The organism is Galbibacter pacificus (genome assembly GCF_029603165.1).
GTDB classification, from domain to species: Bacteria; Bacteroidota; Bacteroidia; order Flavobacteriales; family Flavobacteriaceae; genus Galbibacter; species Galbibacter pacificus.
The window spans coordinates 235513-252498 of record NZ_JAQSVC010000001.1; the positions used below are offsets into that span (position 1 = coordinate 235513).

Consider the following 16986-nt stretch of genomic DNA (forward strand, 5'->3'; position numbering starts at 1 on the left):
GGATGCCGCTGCAATCCCTAGCGCGTTTACAGATTTAAACACAACTATGCCAACAAATTACATATCATTTCAAAAAACAGGATATTTTTCCAAGCTCATTTGCAATTATATAAGCCAGGAAGAAACGTTAAGGCCTTTTTACAACAGGTACCCAACGCTAGACAACTTCAAGGGCCAGATAGAAGAAAAGAAAAGCAGTTTCCCCTGTAAAAATCGTGAAATACTGGCATCGGTTTTAAAAAAGCAATACAAAAACATACAGGTAACCACCGCCACGCTCGAACATATAGAGGCTTTAAAGAAAAATAATGCATTTACGGTAGTTACCGGGCATCAATTAAACTTGTTTAGCGGACCGCTGTATTTTCTTTATAAAATTGTTTCCACCATCAACCTCACCAAAAAATTAAACCAAACTTATCCCGGTTCGCACTTTGTGCCCGTGTATTGGATGGCGACCGAGGACCATGACTTCGAGGAAATCAATTATTTTAACTTCAACGGGAAAAAATTTCAATGGCAAGGGCCCAAGACCAGCGAAGAAGGGGGAGCCGTTGGTGAACTTCCCACAAAAGGGTTGGAACAGGTCCTAGAGCTCTTTAGTTTAGAGCTGGGCATGGGAAAAAATGCCGAACAGCTTAAAAAAATGTTCCAACAGGCATACATCGGGCACGATAACCTTACCGATGCTACCCGTTTTTTGGCAAACGAGCTTTTTGGTGACCAAGGGCTGGTAATTATAGATGGGGCAGAGAAAAAACTGAAAGAACTTTTTGTTCCCTACATAAAAAACGAACTTTTTAAACAAGATTCCCACCAAGAAGTATCAAAAACCATTAATGAGCTCAATAAAGTAGACCCATCATACAAAATACAGGTCAATCCAAGGGACATTAACCTTTTTTACCTCGCAAAAGGGCTCCGCGGCCGCATTGTGGAGGTAGATGGGGGCTATGCCGTACACGAGACCGATATTTCATGGAACAAGGACGAGCTGGAAGCACATATAGAGGCGCATCCAGAGCGTTTTTCGCCAAATGTGGTCACGCGTCCGCTGTACCAAGAAGTAATTCTGCCAAACCTATGTTATATAGGCGGCGGCGGCGAATTGGCATACTGGTTAGAACTTAAAAGCTTCTTTAAACAGGAAAAGGTGCCCTTCCCCATGTTGCTTTTGCGTAATTCTGTACTTATCATTACCAAAAAGCAGGCCGATAAGCTGGAAAAACTAAATATCTCCCTCGAACAACTGTTTTTAAAGAAACATTCTTTTATCAATAGAAAAGTTAGGGAAATTAGCAACATAGATATCAATTTCGACCCTCAAAAAGAACATTTGGTTGCACAGTTTCAAGAAATGTACCGCCTTGCCGAACTTACTGACAAATCTTTTCTGGGAGCGGTCAAGGCGCAGGAAGTGAAACAACTAAAAGGGCTCGAACATCTGGAGAAACGCTTGTTAAAGGCACAAAAACGAAAATTATCCGATCAGGTTTCCCGAATGACCGATATACAGAACGAATTGTTCCCAAATGAATCCTTGCAAGAGCGTACCGACAATTTTGCGAACCTATATCAAGCATATGGCCACGTATTTATAAATTTACTGCTCTCAGAATTATATCCGTTAAGGCAAGATTTTGTAGTGATTACCGTTTAGCGGAATTATTGAACAAAATTCAATCATGTTCTAAATTTTAAATGTTCATTTTTTTCATTGATGAAAAACGAACCAACCACGCCCGAACGTAACGCTCGGTATGGACGGGAAAAATCTAGGCAGGCCAAAACAAAACCTAAATATTTCAAAAACCTTCAAATAAGTATGTCCATTGTACCACAGCGGTATTTTTCTAAAACATTTTGGATGAAATTGACACAATTGTGAAAATAACTTCCCTTTAGGGGCCGTGTCTTGTTTTTATATGTTTTTTTAAAGAAAAATTCTTCATCCTTCAACAAAAAACAAGTCAACCGATGCAAAAACTGAAAAAGATGAAGCATGCAGCACAAGTAAGTGCCAATGCTTCATCTTTTCAGTTTTTATCCATACTTGGGCACCGATGTTCCATTTTTTTCAACTTTATTACGCATTTTAGCACCTGTCATCCATTTTTTTCAGCAATAGTAAGCACCTCGGTATACAAATGATATAGATATGAAGCGATAAACCACCAAAAAATAAAGAATATCCTTTTCAAGCTTAGAAATCCTATATATTTGTCGCATTTGCCCGTCCCTGCATGGTTTTGAACACCTTGTAGGTTTTATAGGATACAAAAGCAGGCCTATAAGGACATAAAAAAAGACCTTGCAGGAGTATTTTATAGCGTATTTGGTACGCTTAATTGATTTTGTAGCAGATAACCGAGCTTTTATCGCCCACGGTAATCATTTCCAGCTTTTTATCATTGTCCATATCGGCAAGATCCACAGCAGCATCTCCGTAAACAGGGAAATTTTCAATCATTTTGGCATTGCTGTCAAACAAATAAACCTTATGCGTTTGTTTATCGGTAACCGACACGTATATTTTATCGTAGATGTAAAATATTTTAGGTTGGGTATAGATGCCAAAGTCTAACGTAGCCTTGTTTTCTTTGATGTTCAACATGTTTTCGGAAATCGTGGACAAGGTATGTGCAGTGGCATCGATTAAATGATTTTCCTTTAGATCGAGGGCAATTTTGTTAAGCCTTCCCTGTTGATCCACCTGGATTAGGTCGCCATTGGTATTGGTGGTGGTAAATTTTCCGTTGTAAAGGTATATTTCGTTCCCCGAAAAATCGATATTCCCCTTAACACGCACCCGTACATCGCCGGTTCTGTGGAGAATGTCCAGTTTTCCGTCGCTTTCCTGTAAAACAATATAATCTTTGTTGCCAATACGTATGTGTTTAGGGCTATTTATAACAGTATTGTTGGTTTCTTTTAAGGTAAACCCATTAACGGTTTCGGCATTGCGGTCGTACATTTTTATTTGCTTGCCCATCACAATTAAAAACCGGTAATCTCTGTTGTTGCTATAATCAAAAACAGCCAAGGGCTGGGTAATGGTGCTGTTAAAGCTTAACGGGAACGGGGATACGTCCTCGCCATTCCTGTCTACCACCATGAACTTAGTTGCGGTGGTAAAGGCCAGTTGGAGCCGGCCGTTCCTGTACAGGTCAACTTGAGAGATATTGCCCCTTATTTTGCTGTCCAGTTTCTTTTTCCAGAGCACCTTACCATTGGTGGCGATAAGGTAAAGGTTGTTTTCGTTGTCCTGGACAACAATTTCCATTTTCTTGGTATAATGGTTTAAAACAAACTGAGGCTTGGAAACTATGTCGGCATCCAGTGTGGTGCTGTACAATTGGGTAACCAGATTTGAATTTACCGTAGATGTATTGGCCTTTTTAAGCAAAACATGGAAATGGGCAAAGGTTCCTTCGGAAATGTACTGAAACGCGGCATATTTATAATCTTTAAACGAAGTTTTGGCTATTCCGGTTATAAAATCGGGGTTTAAAATAGAGCCGCTGTCCTTAATTTTTTCAAGATTGGCAATGGCCAGGACCGAAGATTCATCGGCCAGTTCGCTCCTTAAATTGGTGTATGTGGGAACTTGCGCCAAGGTAGCGTTGTTTTGGAAATTAGAAATAATGTCTTCCAGAAGGGCACTGTTTTGTGCAAATACATAATAATCGCCAACCTTTGCAACGTGGGCGGCCTTGATATGTTTGGCAATTTTGGTTAAATGCGTAACAAGTAAGTCGTCTGTGTTGAGCTCCCAAACGGTTTGGTCCCTGTACGTTGATTTTTGCTTGACAAATTGTTGCAGTTTATCTTCAAAATCGATGTTGTCGTTGTTTTTTACGGCAGCCACCTTAACTTGGTTAAGGCCTATTTCTACAAATTCTTCAATATTTTTAAAAAGGGAATCTTTAGGCTGAACAGTCCTTAAGTTATATGGGTTTACAGCAGGGTATGCAATAAAAAAACTGGCATTGAGCGGCACTATTTCGGCCGCATGCGAAGAAGCAGGGCTTTTGTGCTTAAAAAGGTTTAGTGTATTGGGAATAGAATCGCTGGAAGTGGCAATCCCGTTAAGCTTAATATAATCCTGTGCAATGCTGGCATCTACCGAGGTCCAATCGTTAAATTCCACCATATTGTTCGAAAGGTTTTCGGACAGGACGTTCTGGAACAGATTTGCCGACTCTTTATGGTTGATAAAAATATTGGCCGCAATGTTGTTTTGAGCCACCTGATAAAGTTTTTCAAGGTTTTTGTCTGCCTTAAGGTTTCCAGTGTTCCGGATCAGGTTTTCAATAAGTAGCCGGGAAGAAGAACCGATAAAATAGTTGTTTACCGAAGTACTGAAAATTTGCTTTTCGCCTATGGAAAGTATTTTAATGGAAGCTCCTTCATACTTTATTTCTTCGACTTTCCGGTTAACGGTAGAATCTATGCTAAATAAATCGTTATGGTTTTTGCATATAAGCGTATAGTTGAACTCATTTTTCCCGATTTCGGTAAAGGTTAACAGCGAAGTTCCTTTTGGGGTAATGTATTTTAAAGCGTTCAATAAGCCGAAAGTGTTTTTATACGCGGGGGTATTTTTTAAAAGCTTGATAAAGTTGTTGTTGATCAACTCGCTTTTAAACGCTTGATAATCGTTAATCTTAATTACAACATTGGCATTTCTGGGAGTATAAGCAATAAGGCCGGAGGCTGGAGATACGGTTTCCTCTTTACAAGATTGAAATAAAACGATAGCCAAGCATGTAAATACAAAAAATCTTTTCATGAAAGGATAATTTTAGACAAAAATAGAACTTCGAACCCAACTTCTTGATATAAAACATTTTTTTCTGCTCCAACATATTTATTATGGTTTAAGAGTAGTAAAAAAATATTCCTCGTGTAAAAAAAATATTTCATTACTTAAAAAACATGCCTGTATATAAAATATTGTCAATACTGAAACGTGAGAAAGATATTACATGTAATATTCTAACTGTCAAGAAAAATATACTATGATTCATGTGCTAAAGCAAATTAATTTAATATGAGGACAAAGTTTACTTGGATGCTAACGCTATTTATGGCATTGGTTGTACAATTCTCTTTTTCACAAGAGAAAACAATAACCGGGAATGTGATAGACCTAGACGGTATGACATTGCCTATAATAATATTGATTCACAGAATTAGTAAGTTATAAAAGGCCACCTTTTTGGGGTCTTTTTTAAATTCTAAAATTCCAATTTTAACTGTTCGGGTAACAGCCTGAAAGATTTTCGGTGGTATTTTGTAATGCCATATTTTTTAATGGCTTCGCGGTGCTCCATGGTTGGATAGCCTTTGTTTTTTTTCCAATTGTACATAGGGTACTCTTCATGAATCTTTTCCATATATGCATCGCGGTAGGTTTTGGCCAGAATAGAAGCCGCTGCAATACTTAAATATTTACTGTCCCCTTTTACAATACACTCAAACGGAACGTTTTTATAGGGTTTAAATTTATTACCGTCAACAATAATCTGTTCAATAGAAGCATTCAACATATCCAAGGCTTGATGCATACCAAGAATAGAAGCGTTTAAAATATTAATTTTGTCAATTTCCTCTGGGTAAATATGGGCAACCCCAAAATGAGAGGCCTTAGCTTCAATAAGTGGTTTTAGTAAGTTCCTTTTAATTTCGGTCAGTTGTTTAGAATCGTTTATAATGTTATTTTCAAACTCAATAGGCAAAATCACGGCCGCAGCCGTAACAGGCCCTGCCAAGCATCCTCTTCCAGCCTCGTCGGTACCGGCTTCTAATAGTAACTCGCTAAACGATTTAAGCATATAACTATATTATGGGTTTATACAAAAATATATAAATAAGACAGGAAACAATAAATAGGGGCATAAATCATTTTTAGTATTCAGTACGATAAATAAAAAGAGCATAATTTTCCAAATAGGTACAACATGTATATACATAAAATACCCTTTATCTTTTATTCCACAATTTCAAACTTTTAATTTCGTTCAAATAATATACCTTTGCCTTCAAACAGAAATATAAGGACAGGTGTTTTTTTTTGCTTATAAAATAGTTGTCTCATAATTAAAAGGGGATATTTATTTTCAGCACGGAGGCACAATTATTGTAGTACTCCGATTTATAAATAAATTTATCATTAGTTGATTACTAAAATATAAACGTGTGAAATATTTTAATTTCTTGATTTTTTTTCTTGTACTCGGTCTATGTAAAACCAATGCCCAAGAAGTTGAAAACACAAAAGTTGTTAAGGATACAACACTTGTTATCTCTAAAGACGCAAAATCTAATAAAAAGAAAGATAAGGAGTTTTCCATAGAGGATTATAAAATTATCTCTTATCAAAGGGACACCACTACTTTTGATACCACTTTAACCATATACAAAGAATACAAATACAATTATTTGCGGAAAGACGATTTCGAGTTGTTGCCCTTTGCAAATGTTGGACAAACCTATAATATTTTGGGTGCCGAGACCACACAAAAAGGGTTTTACCCCCGAATGGGCGAAGAGGCCAAGTACAATAATTACATGGAAGTAGAGGACATCTCATATTACCGGGTGCCCACACCAACTACCGAATTGTTTTACAAAACTGTTATGGAACAAGGGCAGATCCTGGATGCTATGATTACGCTTAATACTTCCCCTAGGCTAAACATGTCTATTGCCTATAAAGGAATGCGCTCGCTGGGGAAATATCAGCACATACTTTCCAGTACCGGAAATTTTAGGTTTACCACCAATTACCAAACCAAAAACGGAAAATATCAATTAAGGGCACATTACGCTTCTCAGGACATTTTAAATGAAGAAAATGGCGGTTTGGCTGTTCCGGAACAATTTACATCGGGGGATGATGAGTTTATAGACCGTTCCAGGATTGATGTTAAATTTGACGATGCAGAGAATTTTTTGTTGGGAAAACGATATTTTTTAGATCATCAATATTATCTTTTTAAAGAACAAGATTCTCTTAAAAATTATGGGTTGGCAATTGGGCATCAGCTTAATTACGAAACAAAAACATACGAGTTCCGTCAAGATGCTGCAAACGCCTATTTTGGCGAGGCATACCAGGCTGCTGACCTTAATGACAGGGCAAAGTTTAAATCTTTTAACAATCAACTTAATTTAAATTACCGAAGCAAGATTGTCGGAGATGTTACTTTTTTGGTTAATTTTTACAAGTACAATTACTATTTTAACAGTGTTGTGGTAACCCCAAATCAAACAATTACCAATCAGTTAAGAGATAACGAAATATCCGTGGGCGGTAAATGGAAAAAGCAAATAGGCGGTTTCTTCCTTAATGCCGATTTTACCCAGAATATTGTGGGCGATATGGGCGGAACGGTTTTAAATGCCCAAATGGGGTACCAACTTACCAATGATATAAGTGTGGACGCATCATTACATGCATCTTCAAGAATGCCAAACTATAATTTCTTATTATACCAAAGTGATTATAAAAATTATAATTGGCAGTATACAGATACGTTTGAAAAACAAAAAATAAGCACCCTTCAAGGAACTGCAACGCATAAAAAATGGGGAAGTTTGAGCGTAGCTTATACCATACGCGATAAATATGCCTACTTTGAAGAACAATTAATGGAGGGGGACTCTGTTTCGGTTGAAGACGATGTCCAACTTGTATCACCAATACAATTTGGTGGATCTATAAACTCCATGAAGGTTAAATTTAGCAATGACCTGCATTTTTTAAGGAGGTGGGGGCTTGCCAATACCATTATGTATCAAAATGTAAGTCAGAGTGAAAATATTTTAAATGTGCCGGATATTGTAACCAGAAATACATTGTATTATTCCAACCATTTATTTAAAAAAGCACTATACCTACAAGTGGGTGTTACGGCAAAATATTTTACGGAATATTATATGAACTCATATAGCCCCGTGCTTGGCGAACTGCTTATACAAGACCGTGAAGAAATTGGAGGTTTTCCGTTGTTTGACCTCTTTATCAATGCAAAAGTACGCCGAACCAGGATTTATTTAAAAGCCGAACATTTCAATACAATTTTTACCAGCGAATACAACTATTATAGTGCGCCAAACAATCCCTATCGGGATTTTATAGTCCGTTTTGGTGTGGTTTGGAATTTCTTTTCTTAAAAAATCAATTTTATGGACTAAGATATTTACCTTTAAGGTGATATATTTTAGTGAGTAAAAATGACAATAGAACAATTTTCGAAAGGGTTTCCCGTAATCAACCAATATACCTATGTAAATACTGCTGCCTCTGGTTTAATGTACGAAAGTTTAATGGAATGGCGTCAGGAACACGATATAGATTTTTTAATTGGGGGGAGTAGGTTCAGGGAAAGCGCCGGAGAACAAATTGAAGATATCCGTGCACAGGTGGCCGGTTTTTTTAATGCTTCAACACCGAATACCGTTTTAACACCCAATTTTTCATTTGCCCTGAAAACCTTTGTAAACGGAATCGACAAAAACCAAAATATACTTTTATTGGAAGACGATTATCCATCGTTAAACTGGCCGTTTGTAAGTAGCGGATTTAAAAATGTTTCGTATGTAACGGTAAACCCAGACATGGAGGAAAATATACGGGAGGCCTTTAAAAAATTAAAACCCGATATTTTTGCCTTTAGTGTGGTGCAATACTTGAGCGGGGTAAAAATCGATTTAAAATTTATCAAATCATTAAAAAAAGAATATCCAGAAGTACTCTTTATTGCCGATGGGACCCAATACAGTGGAATGTTCGATTTTTCATTTAAAGACTCTGAAATAGATATTTATGGCGGTAGCGGCTATAAGTGGCTTTTGAGCGGCTATGGAAATGGTTATATGCTGTTTGACGATGCCGTAAAAGATAAAATATATCCAAAGTCTTTTGAATTCGAGCCGCAAAAAGAACCTTTTTTGCACGGCGTAAACCATATAAGGGCGCATTTTGAACCCGGTCATTTAGATACTTTAAATTTTGGGAGCTTGGCCTTTTCAATGCAATTGTTCAATGAGGTTGGAATAGCAACCATAGAAAAACATACAAAAAGTATCTCGGCATATGCCATGCAAAAGTTTAAGGAACTCAACTTGCTTACCGAAACGGTGGCCGGGCAAAAAGAACACTCGTCAATTTTTAATCTTCAAATTGATAAAAAGAAACAAGCGGCATTAAAATCTAGAAATGTTACTTTTTCGCTGCGCGGAAGTGGGGCCAGAGTAAGTTTTCATTTGTATAATACCAAAGCCGACATTGATAAAATAGCTAGCATACTTAAACATTAAGCTTCTTTTTCATCAGTTTTGATAGTTAAATTTTGCTAATTTCATTTTTTGGTTAAGGTAGTTTTAATAAAATGATAAATATTTGATTGTTAGTTGCTTATGATGTTTTAAATTTATTCTTTTGAGGTAGGTTTAATCAATTAAAACATAAAGGCAATGGCAATTTCAAAACAATACTTAAAATCAAGACCGGTTTGTAAAGTAACATTTACAGTACCTGCCGAAGAAGCAAATGAAGTAGTGGTAGTTGGCGATTTTAATCAATGGAATCCAGAAGAAGCATCACTAAAAAAATTGAAAAACGGGAATTTTAAAGGGACTTTTGAAATACCAAAAGATAGTACCTATGAATTTCGTTACATTATAGACGGTAATTATACCAATGAAATAGAAGCCGATGCTTTTCAATGGAATGATTATGCCGGGACTGAAAATGCTGTTTTGTTTGTTTAACCGTTAAACGTATAATATACATTACAGGCGTGGGCGTATAATATCGGTAAATTCTTCGTATAATTTATTTACAATATTTAAATCGTAATTATGGTTTACGGGTATTATGGCTCCCTTCCAGTTTCCTAGAACCCAATTGCCCGTTGTTAAATTTGGCAATTGGTCGTAATTTATATTTTTGTCGCCCCATATATAGGCATAATAATATGGCTTGTCGCTTATGCTTCCGTCTGCAATGGCATAACCCAAACCAAATCCTTTTTTCTCAGTTTCTTCGGGGTATACCAGCATTCCGGTATCAAAATGGTGCGGCCAGACATAAATGGAGGATGTTTTTTTAGATGAAATTTTTATTTTTTCTAACGAACGTTGTGCAATATTGCGTTGTTCAACAAGTTGAAGTATAGCTTTTTCATCTGTTGAATCCAAAGCGATAAACGTATCAAATTTGGTATTAAGTTTGAAGCCCAGATTGTAATGAAACTTTCCGGCCTCAAGGCCATAATCGCTAATGGTCTCGCGTATCCAGGCATCGATATCGCTTTGGGTAAGCCCCAAAAGATCGATTTCTTTAAAATCGCTTCCTTTATACAAGCGCAAATAAACATCGGTGTAATTAAGTTCAAGGTAAAATACATTGTTTACAATTTGAGATTGCAATGCACTTTTTTCAATATTCCACAATAAGGCAGACTGGCTATCGTCTTCTCTTTTTTCTAAAAAGCTGTTGCTAAATGCAGCCAGAATCTGGGCCAGATGATGAAATTTATTTTGTATTTCGTTAATGTGTTCCATATTTATATAGCAAACAAAAAGTTTTTAAATAATTGTTGGGCATCTGTATATTGATTAACGATTTTTAGGTTTACTTGTCCGGCAATCCAGTCAATGGTCTTGAGATCGTATTTTTGAGATATTTCCGTATGAATGGTTTCCCAGGCATCAAAATCCACATGGAGGTTCATTTTCCTTATAAAAACGGTTTGCGGTTCTGTAGCAACCAAAAAGCTTTTTGCCGTCCCCGTTTCTGGATTATAGCTTTCCCATTGAATAAATTTGTCGGGATTAAAATTTGCATCCAGCTCGTTATTGATGCGCACCAAAATATTTTTGTTAAAAGCTTCTGTAATACCAGTTTTGTCGCTATATGCCTTGATTATTTTCTTGGGATGTTTTTTTTGGTCGAAGCCCATAAACAATAAATCTTGTTTGTGCATGCTTTTTTGAATGCCCTGCATAAAAGAAATTGCATTTTCGTGAACCATGTTGCCTATATTGGATCCCAACATCATAATTACTTTTTTTCGGTGCTTAAATTCGTTCAGTTCGTGCAGCACATCAAGATACGTTCCTTGTTTTGGCACGACTTCCAACTGGGGGAATTCTTTTTTTAAAGTAGTTTTAAGGTCTAAAAGGGCATGTTTGCTAATATCGATCGGGAGGTAGCTAAATTTATAATTGTTCTTTGTAAGGTATTGCAATAGTATTTTTGTTTTCTTTCCATCACCTGCCCCCAATTCTATAAGGTCGAACCCTTTTTCTTCATCTTTAAAAATTTCGGCAAGAGCAGGTGTGTAAGTATCAATAATTTCATATTCAGCATTGGTTAGGTAATACTCGGGCATTTCCATAATCTGCTGAAAGATTTTATCGCCCTTTTCGTCATAAAAATATTTAGACGAAAGTTTTTTAGGGTACGAGGTCAACCCTTTGTAAACATCTTCTTCAAAGGTGTTTTCTAGTTTTGTAAGTGTGTTTTTTTCCATTGAATTTATCTTTTGGCAAGTCTTATTCCGGTGAATTGCCATCTTAAATGCGGATGAAAAAAATTTCTATATGTATACCGTGTATGGTTTTTTGAAGTAACAACCGAGCCACCCCGCAATACTTTTTGGTTTACCATAAATTTTCCATTGTATTCGCCCAAGGCCCCCGATATTTTTTTATAATAAGGGTAGGGGAGGTATGAGCTTTCGGTCCATTCCCAACGTTTTCCCCAGTCAAAAAATTCTTGTGCTACTTCCCATTCAAATTCGGTTGGAAGTCGGTGCCCTCTCCATTCGGCATAAGCAAAAGCTTCATAATAAGAAACATGGGTTACGGGAGCTTGAAGTTCCACGGGTTTTAATCCCTTAAATGTATATTGGTACCATTCTCCATTTATTTCATGCCAGTATAAAGGGGCATAAATATTGTTGTTTTTTACCCAGTCCCAGCCTTCGGCATGCCAAAAATTAAAGTTGTTGTAGCCTCCGTCCCTTATAAACTCAATATATTCTTCATTGGTAATAAGCTTGTTGGAGATTTTGTAATTATGTAAAAAGACTTTGTGTTTGCCGAGCTCGTTATCAAAACAAAAATCAGTTGTAACGTGGCCAATTTCATAAATTCCTTCGGGGATCTTAAGCCATTTGGATTTTTGTTTTTCAATAGTATTTTCTTCAAACGTTTCGGAGTATTTAGGGAGCAAGGGGTTGTTTCCCAAGATATATTTTATATCGGTAAAAAGTAATTCCTGATGCTGTTTTTCATGGTGAATCCCAATGGTAATCAATCCAGCAATTTCATCGGTCAAATGGTCGTCTAAAAATTCCGACAAATGATTGGTAACATAATCACGGTACCGATATACTTCTTCTACCGAAGGCCGGGTTAAATTCCCTCTATCGGTTCGAAGTATGCGGTCACCCATACTTTCGTAATAACTATTGAATATATAACTGAATTGCGGGTTGTATTCGGTGTAATCTGGATGAAATTTCTTAAGGACAAATTCTTCAAAAAACCAAGTGGTATGCCCTAAATGCCATTTTGGGGGTGAGACGTCAATGGTTGGTTGGACTACATAATCTTCCTGGGTTAATGGCGCGCATATTTCTTCTGTGGTTTGCCTTGTTTGTATAAAATCGCCAATAATTTGGTTGGTGATTATCATAACAGTAATCGTTTTCTTATTGTTCTGTAAATAAATTTAACGATTTTATGTAAAGCTTTTTGTTTTAAGTAGTTAAAAGATGTTAAAAATGGAGATTATGAACTATTGTATTTAAATTTTTTTATAGCCAAACTACCTCTTTATATTCTTGTATTGTTCATAACATTGATTTCATCAGCAACAAAGTATTCAATAGGATCATCTTCTTGATTTTGAGCGGGAGTTACATTCATGTTGCTTTTATTTAATATGTCTAATATTTCCTGTCTAAATTTTTTATTGTCATAAATTACTACGCTGTTTTTAATGGCCCCTATTTTAGAGCAACTTATTAAATGGCCACAACCCCTTTAATATGTGGGTGCGGATCGTAATTTTCCAATGTAAAATCATCAAATTTAAAGTTGAATATATCTTTTACGTCTGGGTTTAATTTCATGATAGGCAATGGTCTTGGGGTTCTGGAAAGTTGCAGTTTCAATTGTTCCGTGTGGTTGTTGTATATATGGGCATCGCCAAAAGTGTGGATAAAATCGCCGGGCTGGTAGCCGCATACTTGTGCCATCATCATGGTAAACAATGCATAAGAGGCAATATTAAATGGAACGCCCAGAAAAATATCGGCACTGCGCTGGTACAATTGACAGGAAAGTTTTCCATTGGCCACATAAAACTGAAAAAATGCATGGCACGGGGGCAATGCGGCTTTTCCATTGGTCACGTTCTCGTCAAAAGAAACCGATGTATCCGGTAAAACGCTTGGGTTCCATGCCGAGACCAGCATTCTTCGGCTGTTCGGATTATTTTTTAGCGTTTCCACAACTTCCTTTATCTGGTCTATTTCCTCACTGTTCCAATTTCTCCATTGGTGGCCATAAACCGGGCCCAGATCTCCATTCTCATCGGCCCACTCGTTCCAAATACGCACGCCATTGTCTTGTAGGTATTTTACATTTGTATCGCCATTTAAAAACCATAGAAGCTCATGAATAATCGATTTTAAATGCAATTTTTTGGTGGTAACCATAGGAAACCCTTCACTTAAATCAAACCGCATCTGGTAACCAAAAACACTTTTGGTCCCCGTTCCGGTTCTGTCCCCTTTTTCATTTCCATGTTCCAAAACATGCCTAACAAGATCGTGATACTGCTTCATGCTGCTCATTCTATAAAGTGAGAAATTATTTGGGCGTTCCCCGACCCCTCCTTCCCGTCGGGTGCGGGGCGGGCTTTCCGAGGTATACGCCTGTATGGCCACTGCCAGTCAGCCGGGGTACCTTACTGTAATCCCTAACGCGCTGTATTGCGAAAATAAAAAAAGCTGTGCATTCATTTTTAAATGCCCGTGTTTATTTATCAAAAGGTTATCAACGTAATTGTAAATGCCATCCAGATTTACTCACTTCCAAAGCTAAAAGTAGGATCCAGTTTAGCGGCTTGCATGCCCACCCTAAAAATTGCATAGGTTACATTTTTAAAAGGGTCTTCGTAATTCCCCGAAACCAGGTCGGCATTGCTAACGCTGGCCGGCACCAGTTTTCCGTAGGTGGGGTAATAAAAGGCATCGGCATTTATAAATTGCATGAAATCCTTTCCCCGGGCCAATACACAAAATCCGGGCGACAAGGCACCTATTTTTATACGTTCGTTACCGCCGGTATAATTGTTTTTGGCTTTTTGCGAAAGCGCCAAGCGTAATGGCCTGCTTTTAAAAAGCACTTCGGGACTTGATTTGTCCAACTTGTTCAACAGTTCGTCAATTAAATTAATGGCACTGTGGGTAATGGCCGGAAAACCAATAGTACTTGTAAACACACGTCCGGTTTTCGATTGAAAAAAATTAAATATACGTTGCCACCATTTGGGTTCTTCGTGCTTTACCACTTCGAAGGTCATTTTTGCCAGTCCGCCGGGAATTTCAATGGGCCTATTGCCAAAAGCCTGCTTAAAATCGGCCTTAAGGTCCTTGGGGGTCGCTGGTTCTTTCTTCTCGTTATTGTAGAGGTCCAGCCCGGCCGCAATACTCCAAAATACAATGTCAAAATTGCTATTGACCGTACTTTCGTCCTGACCGATATTAATGCGCATGGTGGCCCGTGTATTTTTGTCTATTTTTACATCGTCCCCGATATGGAACGATTGCATGTCGAGATTCATCAAAACATCGGGTGTTTCCGTGTTCCCTTCAATACTCGGTGTAACTTCCGAAGATTCAAAAATTGCGGCACCATCTGCTTTGTCAGAAAGTTGAAATACAATAAACTGGTTACTAAGTTCCTTTTCAGAAAGAATAATGCTGTCTTCTTTTGTAAAAATAACCGAGCCCCTGTTTTTTGGTAGCTTGTAGGCGGCTAGTCCTGGATTTTCAACGGCATTGGCTATAGAAGCATCCGTTTCGGGATATAGCTCGGGCACCAAAATGTCTTTTTCCTTAAAATTAAATGGTTTCATGGCAGGCAAATATTTATCAATAAACAATGAGGTTGCTGCTTGGGGAATACCAAAGATAAGGTACTTGTCCCATTGAAAAAAGTATTTGTATAACTGTAGATAATGTTTGCCTTGAAATTTAAGCTATCCAATAATCATCCCGGCAATGGTAGCTGAAAGGAGCGAGGCCAAGGAGCCCCCGATAACAGCTTTCATTCCAAACTCTGATAAATTTTTGCGTTGTCCGGGAGCCAAAGATCCGATGCCTCCAATTTGAATCCCAATGGATGCAAAATTGGCAAATCCACAAAGCATATACGTGGCCATGATAACCGATTTATTGTATGTAAAATGCGTGGTGCTGGCTACATTTTTTAATTCGGCCAATTGAACATAGCCTACAAATTCGCTCGCGGCCAATTTTATACCCAATAACTGCCCCATGAGCATCATATCTTCTTTGGCTACGCCAATGAGCCACATAAGCGGCGCAAAAACGAAACCGAGAATAGACTCAAGGGAAAAAGATTCGTAGGGCGTGTAATTGGCCATAAGGGTATTTAGCGAAGTAATGTGCCCGATTCTTCCGAGGCCATAATTTATCATGGCAATAAAAGCAATAAAAACCAAGAGCATGGCGCCCACATTGGCGGCCAGTTTAAGTCCTTCGGTGGTACCGTTTGCAATTGCATCAAGAATGTTGGAGCCTATTTTATCTGAAGATACTTCAACATCGGTTACAATATCTTCTACTTGAGGATACAGCATTTTAGACACTACAATGGCGCCCGGAGCGGCCATAACTGAAGCGGCCAATAAATGCTTGGCAAATTGCAGGCGCAATGCCGGATCGTCGCCACCTAAAAAACCAATATAGGCGGCAAGCACGCCTCCGGCAACGGTGGCCATACCGCCAACCATGACCAGGAGGATTTCGGATCTGTTCATTCGCTCCAAATAAGCTTTTATCATCAAAGGTGCTTCTGTTTGCCCTAGAAATATATTCCCGGCTACCGATAAACTTTCTGCGCCCGAAATTCCCAATAATTTTGTAAGCACCCAAGCCATTCCCTTTACTATCACCTGAATAATTCCCAAATAGAACAGCACCGATGTCAGGGCAGAGAAAAATACAATGGTTGGCAATACCTGAAAAAGAAAAATATAACCAAAGCTGGTCGTATCCATTAAACCGCCAAGAAGGAATTCGCTCCCGGCGGCCGTAAAATCTAATACAAGAACAAAAATACTTCCCAGCCATTCAAAAGTTTTTTGAACAAACGAGATTTCCAATACGCCAATAGCCAATATTAATTGCGAGGCCAGGCCAATGCCCACGGTTTTCCAGTTAATGGCCCTGCGGTTGCTGCTACACAAAAAAGCAATAAACAATAAGGATAGCATGCCTAAAACGCCCCGCCATAAGCTTTCAAAGCTAAAACCTTGATTGGGTATTATGTTTTGTGCCTCTTTTGAAGAAACCAACGCTTGGCCATTTGCCGAGGATGGCGTAAAATTGTAAGTGGCGGTTTTGTTGCCGAATACCAATGTAGAATCGGTAAGCTCGGCTACTTTATACCTTTCGAGGCTGTCGGCCGGAGTGTCGTAATATAATATAAGGTTGTTGTTTTGGAAGATGTAGCTCCCTTTATAATCAAGGCCTTTTTTTTTGAAACTGAAATCGCCTTCTTTAAACCGTATTTCTTTTATTGAAGATGTATTTTTTTGAGAGCCCCAGTTTTTTTCGATATCCTGAGCAAACAATGCCCCCGTAAAACAAACCGATAATAGTAGGAGTAGTATATTTTTCAACACGTTTTTGTTTAAATAAATTGATGTTA

General features: G+C 37.9%; 12 protein-coding genes. 4 read left to right on the forward strand and 8 right to left on the reverse strand.

Features of this window, described 5'->3' with window-relative positions; translation table 11 throughout:
- Positions 1 to 46: 46 nt before the first annotated feature.
- Positions 47 to 1660, forward strand: coding sequence for a bacillithiol biosynthesis cysteine-adding enzyme BshC (gene bshC, locus PSF86_RS01115; protein ID WP_277898211.1), 1614 nt, complete (start codon positions 47 to 49; stop codon positions 1658 to 1660).
- 684 nt (positions 1661 to 2344) lie between these two features.
- Here the strand turns inward: bshC and PSF86_RS01120 are convergent.
- On the reverse strand, positions 2345 to 4792 hold the full coding sequence (locus PSF86_RS01120) for a ribonuclease HII (protein ID WP_277898212.1): 2448 nt from the start codon (positions 4790 to 4792) through the stop codon (positions 2345 to 2347).
- A gap of 448 nt (positions 4793 to 5240) precedes the next feature.
- Positions 5241 to 5837, reverse strand: coding sequence for a ribonuclease HII (gene rnhB, locus PSF86_RS01125; protein WP_277898213.1), 597 nt, complete (start codon positions 5835 to 5837; stop codon positions 5241 to 5243).
- A 364-nt stretch (positions 5838 to 6201) separates the two neighbouring features.
- Here rnhB and PSF86_RS01130 point away from each other — a divergent pair, with 364 nt between their 5' ends.
- The 3 genes from PSF86_RS01130 (at position 6202) to PSF86_RS01140 (ending at position 9780) form a co-directional block, all read left to right on the forward strand.
- Positions 6202 to 8181 carry a putative porin gene (locus PSF86_RS01130; protein ID WP_277898214.1) on the forward strand — a complete coding sequence of 660 codons (1980 nt, stop codon included), beginning with the start codon at positions 6202 to 6204 and terminating at the stop codon, positions 8179 to 8181.
- 60 nt (positions 8182 to 8241) lie between these two features.
- Complete coding sequence (locus PSF86_RS01135) at positions 8242 to 9327, forward strand: aminotransferase class V-fold PLP-dependent enzyme (protein WP_277898215.1); 1086 nt, start codon at positions 8242 to 8244, stop codon at positions 9325 to 9327.
- Between the two features lie 156 nt (positions 9328 to 9483).
- Entirely contained in the window at positions 9484 to 9780 is a 297-nt protein-coding gene (locus PSF86_RS01140) for an isoamylase early set domain-containing protein (RefSeq protein ID WP_277898216.1), read from the forward strand.
- 21 nt (positions 9781 to 9801) lie between these two features.
- Here PSF86_RS01140 and PSF86_RS01145 read toward each other — a convergent pair whose 3' ends face one another.
- The 6 genes from PSF86_RS01145 to PSF86_RS01170 all read right to left on the reverse strand — a co-directional run bounded on the left by PSF86_RS01145 (position 9802) and on the right by PSF86_RS01170 (position 16957).
- Positions 9802 to 10575 carry a hypothetical protein gene (locus PSF86_RS01145; protein WP_277898217.1) on the reverse strand — a complete coding sequence of 258 codons (774 nt, stop codon included), beginning with the start codon at positions 10573 to 10575 and terminating at the stop codon, positions 9802 to 9804.
- A 2-nt stretch (positions 10576 to 10577) separates the two neighbouring features.
- Entirely contained in the window at positions 10578 to 11546 is a 969-nt protein-coding gene (locus tag PSF86_RS01150) for an L-histidine N(alpha)-methyltransferase (RefSeq protein WP_277898218.1), read from the reverse strand.
- A 5-nt stretch (positions 11547 to 11551) separates the two neighbouring features.
- The gene (gene egtB, locus PSF86_RS01155; protein WP_277898219.1) at positions 11552 to 12715 is read right to left on the reverse strand and encodes an ergothioneine biosynthesis protein EgtB; all 1164 of its coding nucleotides are present in this window, start codon (positions 12713 to 12715) and stop codon (positions 11552 to 11554) included.
- 331 nt (positions 12716 to 13046) lie between these two features.
- Entirely contained in the window at positions 13047 to 13871 is an 825-nt protein-coding gene (locus tag PSF86_RS01160) for a thymidylate synthase (RefSeq protein WP_277898860.1), read from the reverse strand.
- 239 nt (positions 13872 to 14110) lie between these two features.
- Positions 14111 to 15166, reverse strand: a complete 1056-nt coding sequence (locus PSF86_RS01165; protein ID WP_277898220.1) for a hypothetical protein — start codon at positions 15164 to 15166, stop codon at positions 14111 to 14113.
- Positions 15167 to 15289: 123 nt separating this feature from the next.
- A complete protein-coding gene (locus tag PSF86_RS01170) occupies positions 15290 to 16957 on the reverse strand; it encodes a NupC/NupG family nucleoside CNT transporter (RefSeq protein WP_277898221.1) in 1668 nt (555 codons plus the stop codon).
- Between the last annotated feature and the right edge of the window lie 29 nt (positions 16958 to 16986).

What these genes read in the sequence shown, in the direction of transcription:
- bshC (WP_277898211.1), top strand. Translation starts at nt 47, where the DNA reads ATGCCAACAAATTACATATCATTTCAAAAAACAGGATATTTTTCCAAG.
- PSF86_RS01120 (WP_277898212.1), bottom strand. Translation starts at nt 4,792, where the DNA reads ATGAAAAGATTTTTTGTATTTACATGCTTGGCTATCGTTTTATTTCAA.
- rnhB (WP_277898213.1), bottom strand. Translation starts at nt 5,837, where the DNA reads ATGCTTAAATCGTTTAGCGAGTTACTATTAGAAGCCGGTACCGACGAG.
- PSF86_RS01135 (WP_277898215.1), top strand. Translation starts at nt 8,242, where the DNA reads ATGACAATAGAACAATTTTCGAAAGGGTTTCCCGTAATCAACCAATAT.
- PSF86_RS01140 (WP_277898216.1), top strand. Translation starts at nt 9,484, where the DNA reads ATGGCAATTTCAAAACAATACTTAAAATCAAGACCGGTTTGTAAAGTA.
- PSF86_RS01145 (WP_277898217.1), bottom strand. Translation starts at nt 10,575, where the DNA reads ATGGAACACATTAACGAAATACAAAATAAATTTCATCATCTGGCCCAG.
- PSF86_RS01150 (WP_277898218.1), bottom strand. Translation starts at nt 11,546, where the DNA reads ATGGAAAAAAACACACTTACAAAACTAGAAAACACCTTTGAAGAAGAT.
- egtB (WP_277898219.1), bottom strand. Translation starts at nt 12,715, where the DNA reads ATGATAATCACCAACCAAATTATTGGCGATTTTATACAAACAAGGCAA.
- PSF86_RS01160 (WP_277898860.1), bottom strand. Translation starts at nt 13,871, where the DNA reads ATGAAGCAGTATCACGATCTTGTTAGGCATGTTTTGGAACATGGAAAT.
- PSF86_RS01165 (WP_277898220.1), bottom strand. Translation starts at nt 15,166, where the DNA reads ATGAAACCATTTAATTTTAAGGAAAAAGACATTTTGGTGCCCGAGCTA.